16 protein-coding genes and 1 rRNA gene are annotated in these 16385 nt (G+C 34.0%); 7 read left to right on the forward strand and 10 right to left on the reverse strand.

Translation table 11 applies throughout. From position 1 onward, the window contains the following. Positions 1-19: 19 nt before the first annotated feature. Positions 20-241: a hypothetical protein gene (locus CRO45_RS12795; protein WP_097150042.1), complete on the forward strand. Its 222-nt coding sequence runs from the start codon at positions 20-22 to the stop codon at positions 239-241. Between the two features lie 44 nt (positions 242-285). On the opposite strand, the gene CRO45_RS12800 is transcribed toward CRO45_RS12795, so the two are convergent. From CRO45_RS12800 to CRO45_RS12835, 8 genes are all read right to left on the reverse strand, one after another. Then, positions 286-1476: an MFS transporter gene (locus CRO45_RS12800; protein ID WP_141400332.1), complete on the reverse strand. Its 1191-nt coding sequence runs from the start codon at positions 1474-1476 to the stop codon at positions 286-288. A 20-nt stretch (positions 1477-1496) separates the two neighbouring features. After that, a complete protein-coding gene (locus CRO45_RS12805) occupies positions 1497-2783 on the reverse strand; it encodes a TRAP transporter large permease (protein WP_097150043.1) in 1287 nt (428 codons plus the stop codon). Further along, positions 2764-3261 (reverse strand): TRAP transporter small permease, encoded by a 498-nt coding sequence (locus CRO45_RS12810; protein WP_097150044.1) that lies wholly within the window; start codon positions 3259-3261, stop codon positions 2764-2766. Before CRO45_RS12810 ends, CRO45_RS12805 begins: the two co-directional genes overlap by 20 nt. 74 nt (positions 3262-3335) lie before the next feature. Then, positions 3336-4367, reverse strand: coding sequence for a DctP family TRAP transporter solute-binding subunit (locus tag CRO45_RS12815; protein ID WP_097150045.1), 1032 nt, complete (start codon positions 4365-4367; stop codon positions 3336-3338). Positions 4368-4437: 70 nt separating this feature from the next. Then, the gene (locus CRO45_RS12820) at positions 4438-5481 is read right to left on the reverse strand and encodes a DctP family TRAP transporter solute-binding subunit (protein ID WP_097150046.1); all 1044 of its coding nucleotides are present in this window, start codon (positions 5479-5481) and stop codon (positions 4438-4440) included. A gap of 179 nt (positions 5482-5660) precedes the next feature. Beyond that, positions 5661-6329 carry a response regulator gene (locus CRO45_RS12825; protein ID WP_097150047.1) on the reverse strand — a complete coding sequence of 223 codons (669 nt, stop codon included), beginning with the start codon at positions 6327-6329 and terminating at the stop codon, positions 5661-5663. Then, a complete protein-coding gene (locus tag CRO45_RS12830) occupies positions 6326-7807 on the reverse strand; it encodes an ATP-binding protein (protein ID WP_097150062.1) in 1482 nt (493 codons plus the stop codon). The genes CRO45_RS12825 and CRO45_RS12830 overlap by 4 nt, the downstream gene beginning before the upstream one ends. Before the next feature lie 288 nt (positions 7808-8095). After that, a complete protein-coding gene (locus CRO45_RS12835) occupies positions 8096-9283 on the reverse strand; it encodes a MalY/PatB family protein (protein WP_328588630.1) in 1188 nt (395 codons plus the stop codon). A gap of 71 nt (positions 9284-9354) precedes the next feature. Here CRO45_RS12835 and CRO45_RS12840 point away from each other — a divergent pair, with 71 nt between their 5' ends. The 4 genes from CRO45_RS12840 to CRO45_RS12855 all read left to right on the forward strand — a co-directional run bounded on the left by CRO45_RS12840 (position 9355) and on the right by CRO45_RS12855 (position 13111). After that, positions 9355-9615: a DUF1871 family protein gene (locus CRO45_RS12840; RefSeq protein ID WP_097150048.1), complete on the forward strand. Its 261-nt coding sequence runs from the start codon at positions 9355-9357 to the stop codon at positions 9613-9615. A gap of 261 nt (positions 9616-9876) precedes the next feature. After that, complete coding sequence (gene yugI / locus CRO45_RS12845) at positions 9877-10251, forward strand: S1 domain-containing post-transcriptional regulator GSP13 (RefSeq protein ID WP_097150049.1); 375 nt, start codon at positions 9877-9879, stop codon at positions 10249-10251. A gap of 336 nt (positions 10252-10587) precedes the next feature. After that, positions 10588-11832 (forward strand): Glu/Leu/Phe/Val family dehydrogenase, encoded by a 1245-nt coding sequence (locus tag CRO45_RS12850; protein WP_097150050.1) that lies wholly within the window; start codon positions 10588-10590, stop codon positions 11830-11832. 118 nt (positions 11833-11950) lie between these two features. Further along, positions 11951-13111, forward strand: coding sequence for an iron-containing alcohol dehydrogenase (locus tag CRO45_RS12855; RefSeq protein WP_097150051.1), 1161 nt, complete (start codon positions 11951-11953; stop codon positions 13109-13111). A gap of 71 nt (positions 13112-13182) precedes the next feature. Here CRO45_RS12855 and CRO45_RS12860 read toward each other — a convergent pair whose 3' ends face one another. Continuing rightward, on the reverse strand, positions 13183-14184 hold the full coding sequence (locus CRO45_RS12860; RefSeq protein WP_097150052.1) for a cation diffusion facilitator family transporter: 1002 nt from the start codon (positions 14182-14184) through the stop codon (positions 13183-13185). Positions 14185-14198: 14 nt separating this feature from the next. Then, entirely contained in the window at positions 14199-14921 is a 723-nt protein-coding gene (locus CRO45_RS12865; RefSeq protein WP_097150053.1) for an MgtC/SapB family protein, read from the reverse strand. A gap of 113 nt (positions 14922-15034) precedes the next feature. Here CRO45_RS12865 and CRO45_RS12870 point away from each other — a divergent pair, with 113 nt between their 5' ends. Both CRO45_RS12870 and CRO45_RS12875 read left to right on the forward strand, forming a co-directional pair. Continuing rightward, positions 15035-15934, forward strand: a complete 900-nt coding sequence (locus tag CRO45_RS12870) for a DMT family transporter (RefSeq protein WP_097150054.1) — start codon at positions 15035-15037, stop codon at positions 15932-15934. Positions 15935-16195: 261 nt separating this feature from the next. Beyond that, positions 16196-16385: ribosomal RNA gene (locus CRO45_RS12875) — 16S ribosomal RNA — on the forward strand; the annotation flags it as partial.

The raw sequence follows: 16385 nt of genomic DNA on the forward strand, positions 1-16385 counted from the left end.
TTTAAAGGATGAGATTTTAATGAATTTTATCGCCATGTATTCAGGTTTCCTATATTTCCCAGAAGATAAATCAGCTTATATTCCAGCGATAATAGAATTTCTAATAATGATTATTTTATGTGTCTTTGTTTTTAGGTTAATCAAACGTATTTCAAAAAAACAAGCCATAAAAGCGAAAGAATTAGAAGATCGTATTATGCGTGAAAAACAACAAAACTTGGAAAATAGAATGCAGGAATAAAAAAGAGGTGTTTATTGTTAGATTATAACAATAAACACCTTTTATCATTTCAGTGTAATATTTCTCATCATATAAAGGAAGAAAACTAAATAGATGAGTGGGAGAATTGTTGCAGTTAAAATAATTCCATTCCAATTCCATGATTCATATATTGGTCCAATAAGTGTACTTCCAGATGCTACCCCAATATAATAGGAAACTAAATATAAGCTTGAAGCACTACCTTTTAAGTGTTGCGCAGTTTTACCTACTGACGAAGCAGTTAAGGCATGAGCTGTAAAGAAGCCGAAACAAAGTATGCACATTCCTATTAGTACAATTATCAATGATGATGTAATAGTTAATGCAACTCCAAAAATAAGAACTAATATGGCAACTAAACGTACTCGATCTAAAGTAAATCGACTTGAAAGCCAACCAGCAATTGGTGCACCAATTACCCCAAATCCATATGCAAAATAGGTTAGTGAAATTGTATCCAGTGATAATCCGAATTGTTCTGATGATAAATGAAAGGGGAGGTACGTCCAAACCCCAGTAAATGTAATTTGTAATACGATACCAAGTCCAAACATTAAAAGTAGCGTTGGATTCGTCATGTGATAACTAAAACCTTTAATATCTTCCTTAAATGTTCTTTCACTTGGCTTAAAGTTTTTAGATCTAGGTAATGCAAATAGTACAAAAAGAAATACGATAAGTCCAAAAATAGTAAATATGTAAAGTGCGAATTGCCATTGTATTTCTGAAAAATATCCTGTTACGATTCTTCCTATCATTCCACCAAGTGGATTACTAGATATATATAGTGCAGTAGCCATACTGCTGAATTTAGGATCGATTTCTTCAGATATATAGGCTAGTGCAGCAGCCGGAACGCCAGCAAGTGTAAATCCTTGAATAAATCGTAATATTAAAATAACAATATATGAATCTGTCATAGGAATGAAAATCATAGGGATGATAGAAAATAAAATGGACAGTTTTATAAATAAAACACGTCCATTGCGATCTGCTAAAAATCCTAAAACAATTAATCCTATAATTAAAGAAATTGTTGCTAACGACATTGTCATACTAGCGGATGAAACGGAAATGCCGAACTCATCCGTTAGTACGGGAAGCAAAGGCTGAAACGAGTAAAATGCTGCAAAGATGAACATGGAAGCAAGTGACAAGCTCAGCACAATGATCCAAAATTGTGTATCTTTTATTGAATACCCCTTTGTGTTCAATGTGAATTTTCACCAACTTTTTATGGACTAACAATGCTTGAATTTGTAAGCGAAGGTAGCCATAGAGATAATTGAGGGAATAGAATAACAACAACTAACCATAAGATCATTAAAATGATAAACGGAATTACCCCTCGTACAGCAACCCCTAGTTTTTCTTTTGCGATACCACTTACCACGAATAAGTTAAGACCAACTGGTGGAGTAATCATACCAAGTTCCATGTTGATTACCATAATGATAGCAAAATGATATAAGTTAATTCCAAAGTGGTCTAAGATAGGTAATAGAATTGGTAATGTAATTAGTATAATCGAAACTGCTTCTAAGAACATACCTAACACAAAGAATAGTAAGTTAACAATCAACATGAAAATCCATACGTTCAAATCACTTGCAGCAATCCAAGCACCCACCGCTTGTGGAACTTGTGCGTTTGTCAAATATAAACCGAATAATGAAGCTGCACCGATAATAAGGAAAATCATTGCTGTAACGTTAACAGACTCTACGATAATATGACGTAGATCTTTTAGTTTCAGTTCACGGTAAATAAATGCTGATACAAGTATACCATACACAACAGCAATAACTGCAGATTCTGTTGGGGTTACTGCACCAGAATAGATTGAACCTAATATAAGGATTGGTAAAAATGCTCCCCATATCGCTTTAAGTGATTTACGGCCACGCTCACCCCAGCTAGCTTTTTGATCACCTTTAAATCCATTTCTCTTCGCATAAACTACTGCAGAAATAACTAATACCGCAGTTAAACCTAAGCCAGGAATAACTCCTGCCATAAATAGTGAACCAATTGACTCTTCAGATGTAATACCATAAATAATTAACGGTACACTTGGCGGAATTAATATCCCTAATGTACCACCGGCTGCAACAAGACCAAGGGCATAACGTTTACTATACCCACCTGCAATTAGTGCAGGAATCATTATTGAACCGATAGCAGCTGCAGTTGCAGGAGACGATCCTGAAATGGCTGCAAAAATAGCACAGGCTAAAATCGTAACAACCGCTAGTCCACCGGGAAGGTGACCAACCCAAGAACGTAATGCTTCAATTAAATATTTAGAAATACCACCACGAGCCATAATAATACCAGCTAAAACGAATCCTGGAATTGCCATCATTGGAAACGAATCGAGTGCAGTGAATATTCTTTGTGGCATCATGTTCATATTGAAATCAGACATAAACAATACAAAAATCGTAGAAAGTCCTAATCCAATTGCTACAGGTACTCGTAAAAATAATAGTACAAAGAAACTAATTAAGAGGATTAGCATATTCTTCACCCTTTCTACGCAGAATGTTCACTAATCTTTCGATAAAGCGAAGTAAGAATAGCACACCTGAGATCGGTAAGATTAAGTAAACAATCCACATAGGAATCCCTACATCTAGTGATACCATTCCTGAAGCAAAGCGATTTTCTACTAGAACGTACCCGTAATATGTATAAATGAGACAGAAAACGATACTTAATCCAGTAGCTATTAAATTCATAATAAATTTACCAGTATTATTTAATTTATCGTATAAAATATCTACTTGAATATGTTGATTGTGTTTTAGTGCAAGACCGAAACCTAAAAATACACCCCATATAATCGTATACCGTGCAACTTCTTCAACCCAAGCTTGAGGGTCATTCATTACATAACGCATAACTACACCATAAAAAATTAATAGAATACCAACGGAAAAGAACACTCCAGCTAAAACTTCCTCAAGAAATGTCCAAGCTTTGGTTAAAAGTTTCATAGATTTCACTTCCTTTTGGGTTATTAAATATAAGAAGGGAGTGCCACATCAAGTGGCACTCATACAATCATTCTTTATTTTTTCAATGCTTCAATACCATCAAGTAATTCTTTAGTAATTACATCAGCGAACTCGTCGTAAACAGGTTGCATTGCTTCTTTTAATACGTCACGTTCTTCTTGTGACATTTCGTAAACTTCAACAGAACCTACTGATTTAATTTTCTCTAATGATTTAGCGTTTTCATCTGCAGCTAAGCCTTGTGCATAAGTAGTTGCTTCAGCAAGTGCTTCATCAACTAATTTTCCTAAATCTTCAGGCATAGATTCCCAGAAAGATTTGTTAACAAAGATTGCATAGTCTAAACGACCATGTGCAGAAGTAGAATAGTATTTTTGAACTTCATAGAATTTCATTGTGTCGAAGTTGTTATGTGGATTTTCAGTACCATCTACTGTACCTTGTTGTAATGCTGCATAAGTTTCACCGAAAGAAATTGTTGCTGAACCAGCATTTAATGCTTTAAATTGTGCTTCTAATACTTTCCCTGCTTGAGCACGGAATTTTTGACCAGCGAAGTCTTCAGGTTTTACTAATGGATTTTTGTTAGAAGAGAAGTTTTTAAATCCATTTGGCCAGAAAGCTTTACCCATAATATCGTTTGAAGCTAAAGCATCAGCGTTAAATAAGCTTTGTGCTACTTCTGAATCAAAGAATGCTTGAACATGCTCAGCGTCTTGGAATAAGAAAGGCATGTCAACATATTGCCAACGTGGGTCAAGTTTAACCATTTTTGTTACAGATGGAGCGATCATATGTACGTTCCCTGACATTAAAGCATCTAGTTCATCAGCGTCTCCGTACAATTGAGAAGAAGGGTAAACTTCAACCTTTACACGTCCTTCTGTTTTTTCATCAACTAATTTAGCAAAATAATCTGCAGATTTACCTTTTACACTATCGATAGCTGTAACGTGAGAGAATTTAATTACTAATGGATTCTCTTTTGTGTAATCGTCGCTAGATTTAGCGCCGCCACCGCCACCACATGCTGCCAATACAAGTGCAATTGCACTAATGATTGTTAGCAATAACCACTTTTTCATTTTTTTGTCCCCCTTAAAGAAATAGATAGATATATTGTTAAAAGAGATTGAATCTCTTTATAACCAAGGTTTATGTATCCGACCGAAACTTAGGAAGCTCTTTAATAAATTGGTCTCCATATTTTCGAATATAAAAGTCGTAAACAGGATTGAATTTTTCTTCCCAACTATTTATATCTTCATCACTTAAATAGTGAAGTTCTATGCATTGACAATTCTCTATTTTTTGTAGAGTTTCATCGTTTAACTTCTTTGTGATTTCCCATTCCCACTGCTGTACTTCTAAAAATGTATCAGTTAATAGTTGCTTCACATCATTGTCTAAACTATTCCAAAAATCTAAGTTAAATAGAACGAAGTAGCCAAGGTAACCATGATTACTAATGGTTAAATAATCTTGTAGCGAATAAAAGTTTTTGCTCGTAATATTTGTTAATGTGTTTTCTTGCCCGTCTACCGATTTTTTTTGAAGTTCATAGTAAACCGCATTAAAATCATATTCCTTAGGAAAGGCACCTAAAACAGTAAACTGTTTTGCTAAAATATCACTAGGCATAATTCGCATCGTTAAATTTTTTAAATCATCATAATGCTGGATCGGTCGAATTCGGTTGCTCAGTTGTTTAAAACCGCTATCCCAAAGCCCGATGGCATATAGATTATGTTCTTTTAGTTGATCGGTTAATATTTCACCGGCTTCACTATCTGTGAATTCATGAACTTCGTCTAAAGAATGGAAAGCAAACGGTAAGTCATAAACTGAAATTTCGGGAACATAATTTGTGAGTTTCGAAATCGCTGGTGCAATCATCTGAATATCTCCACGGGAAAGCGCATTCATTTCTTCGCCGTCTTTATATAAAGTTCCGTTAGAGAACACTTGAACTTCGATATATCCATTACTACGTTCTTTCACAAGTTCAGCGAATTTCCTTGCAGCCATTCCTTTTGGTGTATCTTCACCAACAACGTGAGAAAATCGTATGACGAGCCGTTCATCTTCACTTAACTGCTCATAATCATATGGATAATCATGAGATTGGAACGAAACGAGTAAAACAAATGGAATTGTAAAAAGGAAAAATAGAATGATTAATCCAACTACTCGTTTCATTCAAATCCTCCTTACAAAACTTACGAATAAGTTAATAGTAATAAAAAAAACAAAATGAACAATATTATGAACTTAATGAACATTTTGGTCTTTGTGGTATATAACAAAGAAGGGTTAATAAACCTGTTATAAAACAAAAGAAAAAGCTTATAAACTAGAAGTTTATAAGCTTTTGATCATTATTTAATTGAATAATATTTTGTTGGTCTGCCCACTGTACCATATTTTAAATCAATATGGACTTTTCCTTTTCCAGCGAGAAAGTCTAAATATTTTCGAACTGTTACACGGGCCATTCCAACATTTTGAGCTAATTGTTCAGAGGTGATTGGTCCATTATTATCGATTAGCCCATCTTGTATTTGCTTCATAGTAAGATCATTTAATCCTTTTGGAAGGGAAGCATCTTCAAGTATATGACCGAACCATTCATCTACATCTTCTTGTTTAATAGTTGATGTACTTCTTAATTTTTTTTGTGTATTAGCGTAGTTTTGTAATGCTGTTTGAAAACGTTCATATCGAAAAGGTTTAATAAGATAGTCAAATGCCCCCATACGAATAACGTCTTGAATTGTTTTTGCATCTCTTGCCGCTGTTATCATAATGACATCACATGGTAATTGTTCATGCCTAATTTTTTGTAACAAATCTATACCTGGTCGATCGGGTAAATACATATCTAAGAGAACTAAATTTGGCTTAGACTTCGCAATTTGTTTATATGCATCTTCATAAGTCTGTGCTTCACCAATTAGTGAAAAGCCTGTCAATCGATTTAAAAAACTTTTATTTACTTCTAATACCATTGGATCGTCTTCAACTATAAAAATTGATATGTTTGTCATTTCATCACCCCAGCTGTAACAGTTATCGTCGTACCTACATTTACTTCTGAAACAATTTGAATGGAACCTTTGTTTGATTCAACGATTTGTTTTACCAATGCTAAACCGATCCCATGTCCATTTTGTTTTTTTGTAGTAAATCCGTATTCAAAAATTTTCTCTGGTTCACCTTCGATTCCCTTACCACTGTCTTGAACTTCTATATATAGGAAGTGTTGATCGCCTTGGATTAATATATTTACATCACGTGTTTCTTTCGTTAAACAAGCTTCCATCGCATTATCTATTAAATTACCGATAATCGTAACTATATCGCCGCTTGAAAATCCCGTCATAAAATCAAGGAAATAAGAATCTTCATCTAGCGTTAAATGAACACCAAGTTCCTTAGCGCGAGAATGTTTACCTAAAAGCAATCCTTGGATCGAGTAGATAAGGATTTTGTCACGTAATCTTTGAATTACATCCTCTTCATCGGTGATTTCGTCTATAATTAGGCTAAGAGCATCTTCATTTCGTTCGAGTTGAATGAGACCTGCAATACTATGCAAACGATTTAAAAATTCGTGATGTTGAGCTCTTAATGTATCTACTAGTGTTTTAATACCTGTTAGCTCTTCTGCTAATGTGTGTGCTTCCTGTCGATTCGTAATCATTATTAAATAACCAGCATTTTTGTCTTGAATTAAAATTGGAAATGTACGCACTAAGTACATTTGATCAAAAAGTAATAATGGTCTGTAATTTTCGTGTTTCTCAATCTTTTTTTCAGCGAGCCATGTATTATGAAATATTTCTTGCAGGGTACCATTTTTTTCAAAGAAATGTGTATACTGCCTAGCAATTCTGTTTATAAATGTAATCTTCCCTTTAGCATCTGTTGCTAGAATACCTACATCCATTGCTTGCATAATAGCTGAACGTTCTTGAACAATCCGTGCAATTTGATAAGGTTCTAAATTCAAAGTTTGTTTTTTAATATGGTTTGCTAAGATGATTGCTCCAATGATCCCTACTAATAATCCCCAAAACAAAGAAATGATTAAATCTGTATGATAATATGACAACAAATGAAACCAAGTAGGGGAGAGAATTCCAACATTAATTACACCTACTTGTTCTGTTGCTGCACTATTCATAATAGGGACAAACGCACGTATGGAATGACCTTGAACACCGATGGCTTTTGAAATGTATTCATGTTGAGACATAGCTGCATTATTTTCTGCTTCCTCAAAGACAGTACCTATTTTACTTTCTGAAGGATGAGAATATCGTACGCCTTCCATATCAAATACAACGATATAGTCAACATCAGTAGCAAGTCGAATCCGTTCTGCAATCGGTTGGATTACTTCAAAGCCTTCTTCCGTTCCAACGGAATCTTGAATGTCAGTCATTTGGGATACTGTTCTTGCTATGGCAATTGCACGTGACCCGAACTCCTTTTCAAATGCGCCAGATATATTGTGAATCATCATTGCACCACTCGTAAGGATTGAGAAAAAAACAATGATGAATGAAAATAAAAACATTTTAAATTTTAATGATTTTTTTGCCATAATGTGTTGTTGTATCGAATTCTTTACAACAAGAGCACACCCCATTTAAGTATCTTTAATATTTCTACTATTAAAAAAATAGATAATAGTTATCATAATTATAAATAATAAGAATTGTTATTGAAAGGGGAAATAATAAAAGTATTTTCAAAAATATAACAAAAAGAGCAAAGAGAATTAAATCTCCTTGCTCTTTTTGTTATATTAAGATAATGCTTTTTTGAATCTTTCTACTCCGTCTTTAACAGTTTCAAACGGGCAAGCTACATTCATACGTAAGTAACCTCTACCAGCTTCTTCATATTTTGTACCTGGTTCGATAGCAAGTCTTCCTTTTACAAGTAAACGTTGCATCATTTCATCTTCAGAAATACCAGTTTTTCGATAATCAATCCATACGAGGTAGGTAGCGTTTGGTTTTGTTACAGAAATACCATCTAGCTTATTTAACTCTTCAACCACGTAGTCCATATTTTTCGAAATATATTGGGTCATTGCTTCTAACCAATCTTCACCTTTTTCGTATGCAGCTTGAACACCTGCAGAAGCTAATAGGTTTATTTCACCAAGTCCATGAGCTTGTAAGTTTTGAGTTAGTTTAATTCGTAAAGAATCGTTCGGAACTACCATCATTGCTGCGTGAATACCTGCAATGTTAAATGTTTTTGTTGGAGCAATACAAGTAACTATTTTTGCTTTGTCAGCATCTTTAATAGTTAATGTAGGAATATGTTTATAACCATCAAAGACGATGTCTGCGTGAATTTCATCTGATATAAGAAGAACATCGTATTTAATACATAATTGTACTAGTTTTTCTAAGTCATTTTGAGACCAAACTACTCCACCTGGGTTATGTGGGCTACATAGAATGTACACTTTTATACCGGATTTAAATGTTTCCTCTAAGGCAACAAAATCATATTCATAACCATTTTCACTATCTACCAAATCACAAGTAATTACTTCTCTTTTTTGTGCTTTCGGAATGTTAAAGAAAGCTGGGTAAACAGGTGTTGAAATACCAATCTTATCTCCTGGTTCTGTGAACGTTTCAATAATTGTAGCGATAGCAGGAACAACACCTTGGTGAAACAGTATAGATTTTGGATCTATAGACCAATTGTATCGTTTTTCATGCCAATCATTAATAGCCTGTTTACATGCGTCGCTCACATAAGAGTAACCAAAAATTGGGTGATCCAATCTTTCTTTAATTGCATCTGTAATAACTTGAGGTATTGCAAAATCCATATCTGCAACCCACATTGGTAATATGTCATCTGCATCATGGACATTATACTTTGCTTTTATGCGGTCTTTAAACTGATCCCATTTTAATGAATGCGTATTTCTTCTATCATGAAGTACATCAAAATTCAAATCTATCACTCATTTCCTTGTTATTTCTATTAACTATGATACCATATTAAATAAGTATAATAGTGTAATCGGGTGAAAAAATGGACAATATTTTGATGAATCAAAAAGCTCTAAAAACTTTACAACAATGGGATCCTTTTAATATAGGTGAAGAAAATTATGATACTGAATCAGCAGATGTAGTTGCTGCTCTTCAAGGTATTGATGACCCTACAAAGCTAGCAAATGTAATCCGAGTCGTTTACGAGCATTCATTTGAACAATGGATTCCATTTGAAGAGTGCGTTGACATTTCTTATAAATTAATAGCCATTAAATTTGAAGCGAAATGTATTGTTTAGCTTCAATATAGAATTGATTTGTATTAAAAACTTGTGTTAGACAGACGCTAATTATTTCAAAGTGAATGTCTATAGGGACAGATCATAGGGTGTCATTAAAGTGTAATTTGCTTTGAGACACCCTATTCGTATTTCCTTTTATTATTGCAAAAGATTTTGGAATATTTCTTCAAATGGAAATGAATTTTTGTTCATAAACACTACTGTATGTTATAATTTAACATGACATTTACGTAAGAAGTAGAAAGTAGGAAATTCTTTATGACAAAAAAATACGAAGTAGGTGAAGTAGTAGCGGGAAAGGTAACTGGAATTCAACCATATGGAGCATTCATTGCGTTGGATGACGAAACACAAGGACTAGTCCATATATCAGAAATCACATACGGTTTTGTAAAGGATATTGAAGATTATTTAAAAATCGGTGATGTAATTCAAGTGAAAATTTTAGAAATTGATGAAACATCAGAAAAGATTAGTTTATCCACCCGTGCACTACAAGAAGCACCTGTTCAAAAAAAGAAGGATGTTCAACCAAGGAAATCATTGCAAGATCGTGTGAATGAAAACGATGCAAATGGTTTTAAGTCTTTAAGAGACAAATTACAAGATTGGATTGAACAATCGGGCCATTAAGAAAGCATATAAAAAGAGGGTATCTTGTTTGAGATATCCTTTTTTTTCGTTCTTTCTTTTAACGTATAGAATTGAAATTTTCAGCGGAAAATAGTAACGGTTCAACCCATTTTTAAATTATATAAATATGAACAAATACAGAAATTCCAAGTGCAATTTGCCAAAGAATAAATCATATTGAAAGATTTTTATAACGAAAATATTTAATAGTATTTACTTAATAATATATCTAAAGAAATGATAGTACATTGTTGTATATTAAAATCCAAAAATGTGGCAATATATGTTACAATATTTGCGACATTAAATATTATATGAATGATGAGGCGAATTTAAATGTCTGAGAATCTAAACCTTCTTACATCTACACAAGATGTTATTAAAGAAGCACTAAATAAGCTTGGTTATGATGAAGCGATGTATGATTTACTTAAGGAACCACTTCGTATGTTACATGTACGTATCCCAGTGAAAATGGATGATGGTACTACTAAAGTATTTACAGCATATCGTGCACAGCATAGCGATGCGGTTGGACCTACTAAAGGTGGAGTTCGTTTCCATCCAGGTGTAAATGAGGACGAAGTGAAAGCCCTTTCAATGTGGATGACTCTAAAATGTGGTATTGTTGACCTTCCTTATGGTGGAGGTAAAGGTGGTATCATCTGTGATCCGCGTACAATGTCTATGGGAGAGCTAGAAAGATTAAGTCGTGGTTATGTTCGAGCAATTAGTCAAATTGTTGGACCGACAAAAGATATTCCTGCTCCAGACGTATTTACGAATGCGCAAATTATGGCATGGATGATGGACGAGTATAGCCGAATGGACGAATTCAACTCACCAGGTTTCATTACAGGAAAACCTATCGTATTAGGTGGTTCACAAGGTCGAGATCGTGCAACAGCTCAAGGTGTAACAATTGTTATTCAAGAAGCTGCGAAAAAACGTGGCATTGACATAAAAGGAGCTCGTGTCGTTATTCAAGGTTTTGGGAATGCAGGGAGCTTCTTAGCGAAATTTATGAGTGACTTAGGTGCGAAAGTAATTGGAATTTCTGATGCTTATGGTGCCCTTCATGATCCAGAAGGATTAGATATTGACTATTTACTAGATCGCCGTGATAGCTTTGGGACAGTTACAACACTATTTGAAAATACAATTACAAATAAAGAGTTATTAGAACTTGAATGTGACATTTTAGTTCCAGCAGCTATTGAAAACCAAATTACTGCTGAAAATGCCCATGATATTAAAGCGAAAATACTGGTAGAAGCAGCTAATGGACCTACAACTGCAGAAGCTACTAAGATTTTAACTGAGCGCGGAATTCTTTTAGTGCCAGACGTATTAGCATCTGCTGGTGGCGTAACAGTATCTTATTTTGAGTGGGTTCAAAATAACATGGGATACTACTGGTCGGAAGAAGAAGTAGCAGAAAAGTTATATCAAAAAATGGTTGAAGCTTTTGAAAATGTATATACAACTGCAACAACACGCAATATTAATATGCGTTTAGCAGCATACATGGTAGGAGTTCGTCGTACAGCAGAAGCTTCTCGTTTCCGTGGTTGGGTATAATACTATAATATAAAGGTTATGTAAAAGAGAAAAATCAAGCTCTTTTACATAGCCTTTTTTATTATTGGGGAATGCTATGTATGTTGTGTTTTAATTTAGAGAGAGGATGTAATACAAAATGAATGAATTTACATTTTATAATCCAGTTCGACTACACTTTGGGAAAGGTCAAATTTCTGCATTGGAAAAAGAACTCCCGAAATATGGCGATAAAATACTAGTTGTTTATGGTGGGGGAAGTATTAAAAGAAATGGTTTATATAATGAAGTAATGACCATTTTAGAAAAGTTAAATATGAAAGTGTTTGAACTAAGTGGTGTAGAACCAAATCCACGTGTAGCTACAGCGCGTAAAGGAATTGAAATCTGTAAAAAAGAAGGTATTGATTTTGTACTAGCTGTAGGTGGAGGTTCGGTAATTGATTGTTCTAAGCTAATAGTTGCCGGAGCGAAAATTGATGAAGATCCATGGAACATCGTTATTCATAAAATAGAAGTAAAAGACGCACTTCCACTTGGAACGATTTTAACAATTGCTGCTACCGGTTCAGAGATGAACGCTGGTTCTGTAATTACAAATGAAGAAACGATGGAGAAGTATGGTTGGGGAAGTCCGTATGTATTTCCTAAATTTTCAATTCTAGATCCAACATATACATTTACTTTACCTCTAAACCAAACGGTATATGGCATAGTTGATATGATGTCTCATGTGTTTGAACAATATTTCCACAATGCAACAAATACACCGGTAACTGATGAAATGTGCGAAGGAGTACTTAGAACAGTTATTGCAACTGCACCTAAATTAGTAAATGATTTAGAAAACTATGAACTGCGAGAAACAATTTTACTTTCAGGAACAATTGCATTAAATACATTCTTATCGATGGGGTCAACTGGAGATTGGGCGACACATGATATTGAGCATGCAGTTTCTGCTGTTTATGATATTCCTCATGGTGGAGGTTTGGCAATTTTATTCCCTAATTGGATGAGACATAATGTTCATGTAAATCCAGAACGTTTCGCACAATTAGCAACTAGAGTATTCGGAGTTAATCCGGAAGGGAAGACTGCTGAGGAAATTGCACACGAAGGTATCAATCGTCTAAGTGAGTTTTGGATCTCTATTGGTGCACCAAGTCGATTAGCGGATTATAAAATTGATGATTCAAAATTAGATTTACTTGTTGAAAAAGCGATGGCTAGACCTCTTGGAGTATTTAAAGTACTTCAAGCTGAAGATGTAAGAAAAATTTTAGAGATGTCTTTATAAAAAAGAGAGTAGCTTGAAAACAAATCTTTCAAGCTACTCCTTTTTCTTTAGGTGTTCATTTTGAGGGAAGATTAGAAACTTTCTTTTCGATCGCTATCTAAATTATCTTTTGTCTTATAATGTTTCCATTCTGTAATACCATCTTCTTCATCAAATGCAATAGTAACTTTATTTACACCCTTTTGACTTAGAATTAAGTCTTTTAAATGATCCCTCACATCATCTAAATATGCTAAAGATTGATTTGGATCAGTTTCAGCGATTAACTCAACGTGTAAAAATTCTCCTTCTTTTACTACTTCTAAACGTTGAATATCTGTAACATGTGGATCTTCCATTACTAAATTGCCGATATGAACTAACATTTCTTCGTCTGTTTCCCCAATCGCACCACGAGCATTATCTAGGAATACTCGGCCTACGACATAAAACATCATAATACCAATAACTATAGAGATTAATCCTTCAAGTGCATAAAACCCAGTAAAGTATGCGATAATAATCGCTAAAAATGCTAGGATATTACCACTTGTTGCAACTAAGTCTTCCATCCAAACAAGCTTCGTTGCGGGTTTTGCGCGGTTCAAGTAGGCAACCGATTTAGGTATAGCCATTAAACCTGCATGCTCTTTACCTACTTCATGAAGAACTTCTTTAGCAGCTTTATGAAGTACAAATGCTTCTAATATAAAACCAATCGCTAAAACACCTAAAGCAATAAACATACCTTCTGAGCTTTCAGCAGGATGTAAAAAATGATGCCAACCTTCTTTTACAGTTTCATATGAAAGGATAGCAACAATTAAGACAGCTCCTAAACAAACTAAATTGACTACACGACCAAAGCCATTCGGATACCTTTTAGTCGGAGCCTTCTTAGAAAGCGCAGACCCAATAAAAACAAAAAACTGGTTGGCTGAGTCACCGAGGGAGTGCATCATTTCTGCAAACATAGCAACGTTACCTGTGAAGAAATATGCTGCACCCTTAAGGGTACCTAAAAGTAAATTAACTAATGCTGCCATTAAAGATGGTTTGTTACCACCTTTAAGTAATTTAAAGATCTCACCCATAAAATATCCTCCAATTAAGCTAAGATTTCTATTTCAATGTTTTTTATATAAGGTAATGAATGAAGTAAACTATATAATGAAAATGTATCAACTTTCAATAAAATGGAAAATTTAATATCCACTTCATAAACTAACTGTTCTGTTGCTGATTGAACATCTCTAATTCGTATATTGTCTATATACATGTCATTTTCTTTCATAAAATTTAGTAAGCTTTTAATATTTTCTTGGTCGATTAATTGAACTTTAATGGAGATTTCTCTCATACGTAAACGTTTGGGGCCAACTTTCCATAACAGTGGTGCAATAACCTCTATACCGATAACGACGATAACTACTGTGAGGAATGCTTGGATATAAAAACCAGCACCGACTGCAATTCCGATTCCAGCTGCACCCCAAATCATTGCTGCGGTAGTTAAACCAGTTATACTGTCATTACCTTTTCTTAAAATTACCCCCGCTCCTAAAAATCCAATACCACTTACAATTTGCGCAGCTAAACGAAGTGGATCGAGTGTAATATTAATATCCTCCCGAGAAGGTACATTATACGCAGTATCGGTCGAAATAATTGTTAATAGACAACTAAAAGTAGAAATAACAAGACTGGTTTTTAATCCAACAGGCTTCTTTTTTAATTCGCGCTCAATCCCAATGATTAAACTTAAAAAGGCAGCAATTAGTAGTTTAATTAGCACTTCAAGGGAAAAAGTATCAATAGTAATTAAATGCATGTTAAATTCCCCCTATTAAATATTGCCAACTTTCATGAAATTTGACAAAATAGATGGATAAGCTTTCTTTCTTTTAAGTTAAGGAATTATTTTATGATTGGGGACGACAATAAATGAATAAACCATCGATTCATCCATATATTCCGATAATAATAGGGGTTATTTCTATTTCTTTATCTGCAATATTAGTTAAGTTAGCAGAAGCAGATGCAGGAGTAATTGCTTTTTATCGAATGTTGTTCTCAGTTTTAATAATGAGCCCTATCTTTTTTATGAAATATGTAAATGAGTTAAGCTTAATAACAAAAAAAGATTGGTTATTTTCTTCTATAGCAGGGATATTTTTAGCGTTCCATTTTATCCTTTGGTTTGAATCATTGAATTATACTTCTGTTGCTAGTTCAACGGTATTAGTCACTCTACAACCTTTATTTGCAATTGTAGGAACATATTTTTTCTTTAAAGAACCGCTTTCAGCAAAAACAATCATTTCTGGTTTAATTGCAATTATAGGAAGTTTTCTAATAAGTTGGGGAGATTTTCAAGTGAGTGGTGTAGCTTTATATGGAGATATGCTTGCGCTCATTGCTTGTGCCTTAATTACTGCATATTTATTATTTGGACAAGAGGTAAGAAAAAGAATATCATTAATTACATATACGATGGTTGTCTATACAATTAGTACAGTTGTGTTATTTTTTTATGTACTATTAAAAGGAGAATCATTTGGTCCATATTCAACGATGAACTGGGTATTGTTCTTATTGCTTGCAATTGTTCCAAACTTATTAGGACATACGTTATTTAATTGGGCTATTAAATGGGTTAGTACAAATGTTATTTCAATCGCAGTATTATTCGAACCAATCGGGGCTGCAATTCTAGCGTATTATATTTTTTCTGAAAAACTTATGCCGTCCCAAATCGTTGGTGGAATTATTGTATTACTTGGAATAACTATGTTTATTGTGGATTTAAAAGTAATTAAAAAGTTTTTTATAAAAAAAGCTTGATATCTATTTTTTAATATAGTATATTATTACTTGTCCTTTGAAACAGATAAAACTGTTGAAAAAGAAAATAAAAAATAACACTTGACATCGAAAGTTGATTGTGTTATTATATAAAAGTTGCTGTTGAGAAATGGTAAAAAATATGAACCTTGAAAACTGAACAACAAAACGTTAATGAATTAAAGTTTCTATTATGGAAACAAAATTTTGGACATCATTATGATGCCAGTTTGAATTTTGAGCTTAACTCAAATTCACCATTTTATGGAGAGTTTGATCCTGGCTCAGGACGAACGCTGGCGGCGTGCCTAATACATGCAAGTCGAGCGAATCTTTTAAAAGCTTGCTTTTGAAAGGTTAGCGGCGGACGGGTGAGTAACACGTGGGCAACCTGCCCTATAGTTTGGGATAACTCCGGGAAACCGGGGCTAATACCGGATAATACAATTTA

It is taken from the genome of Ureibacillus acetophenoni (assembly GCF_900220965.1).
Classification (GTDB): Bacteria; Bacillota; Bacilli; order Bacillales_A; family Planococcaceae; genus Ureibacillus; species Ureibacillus acetophenoni.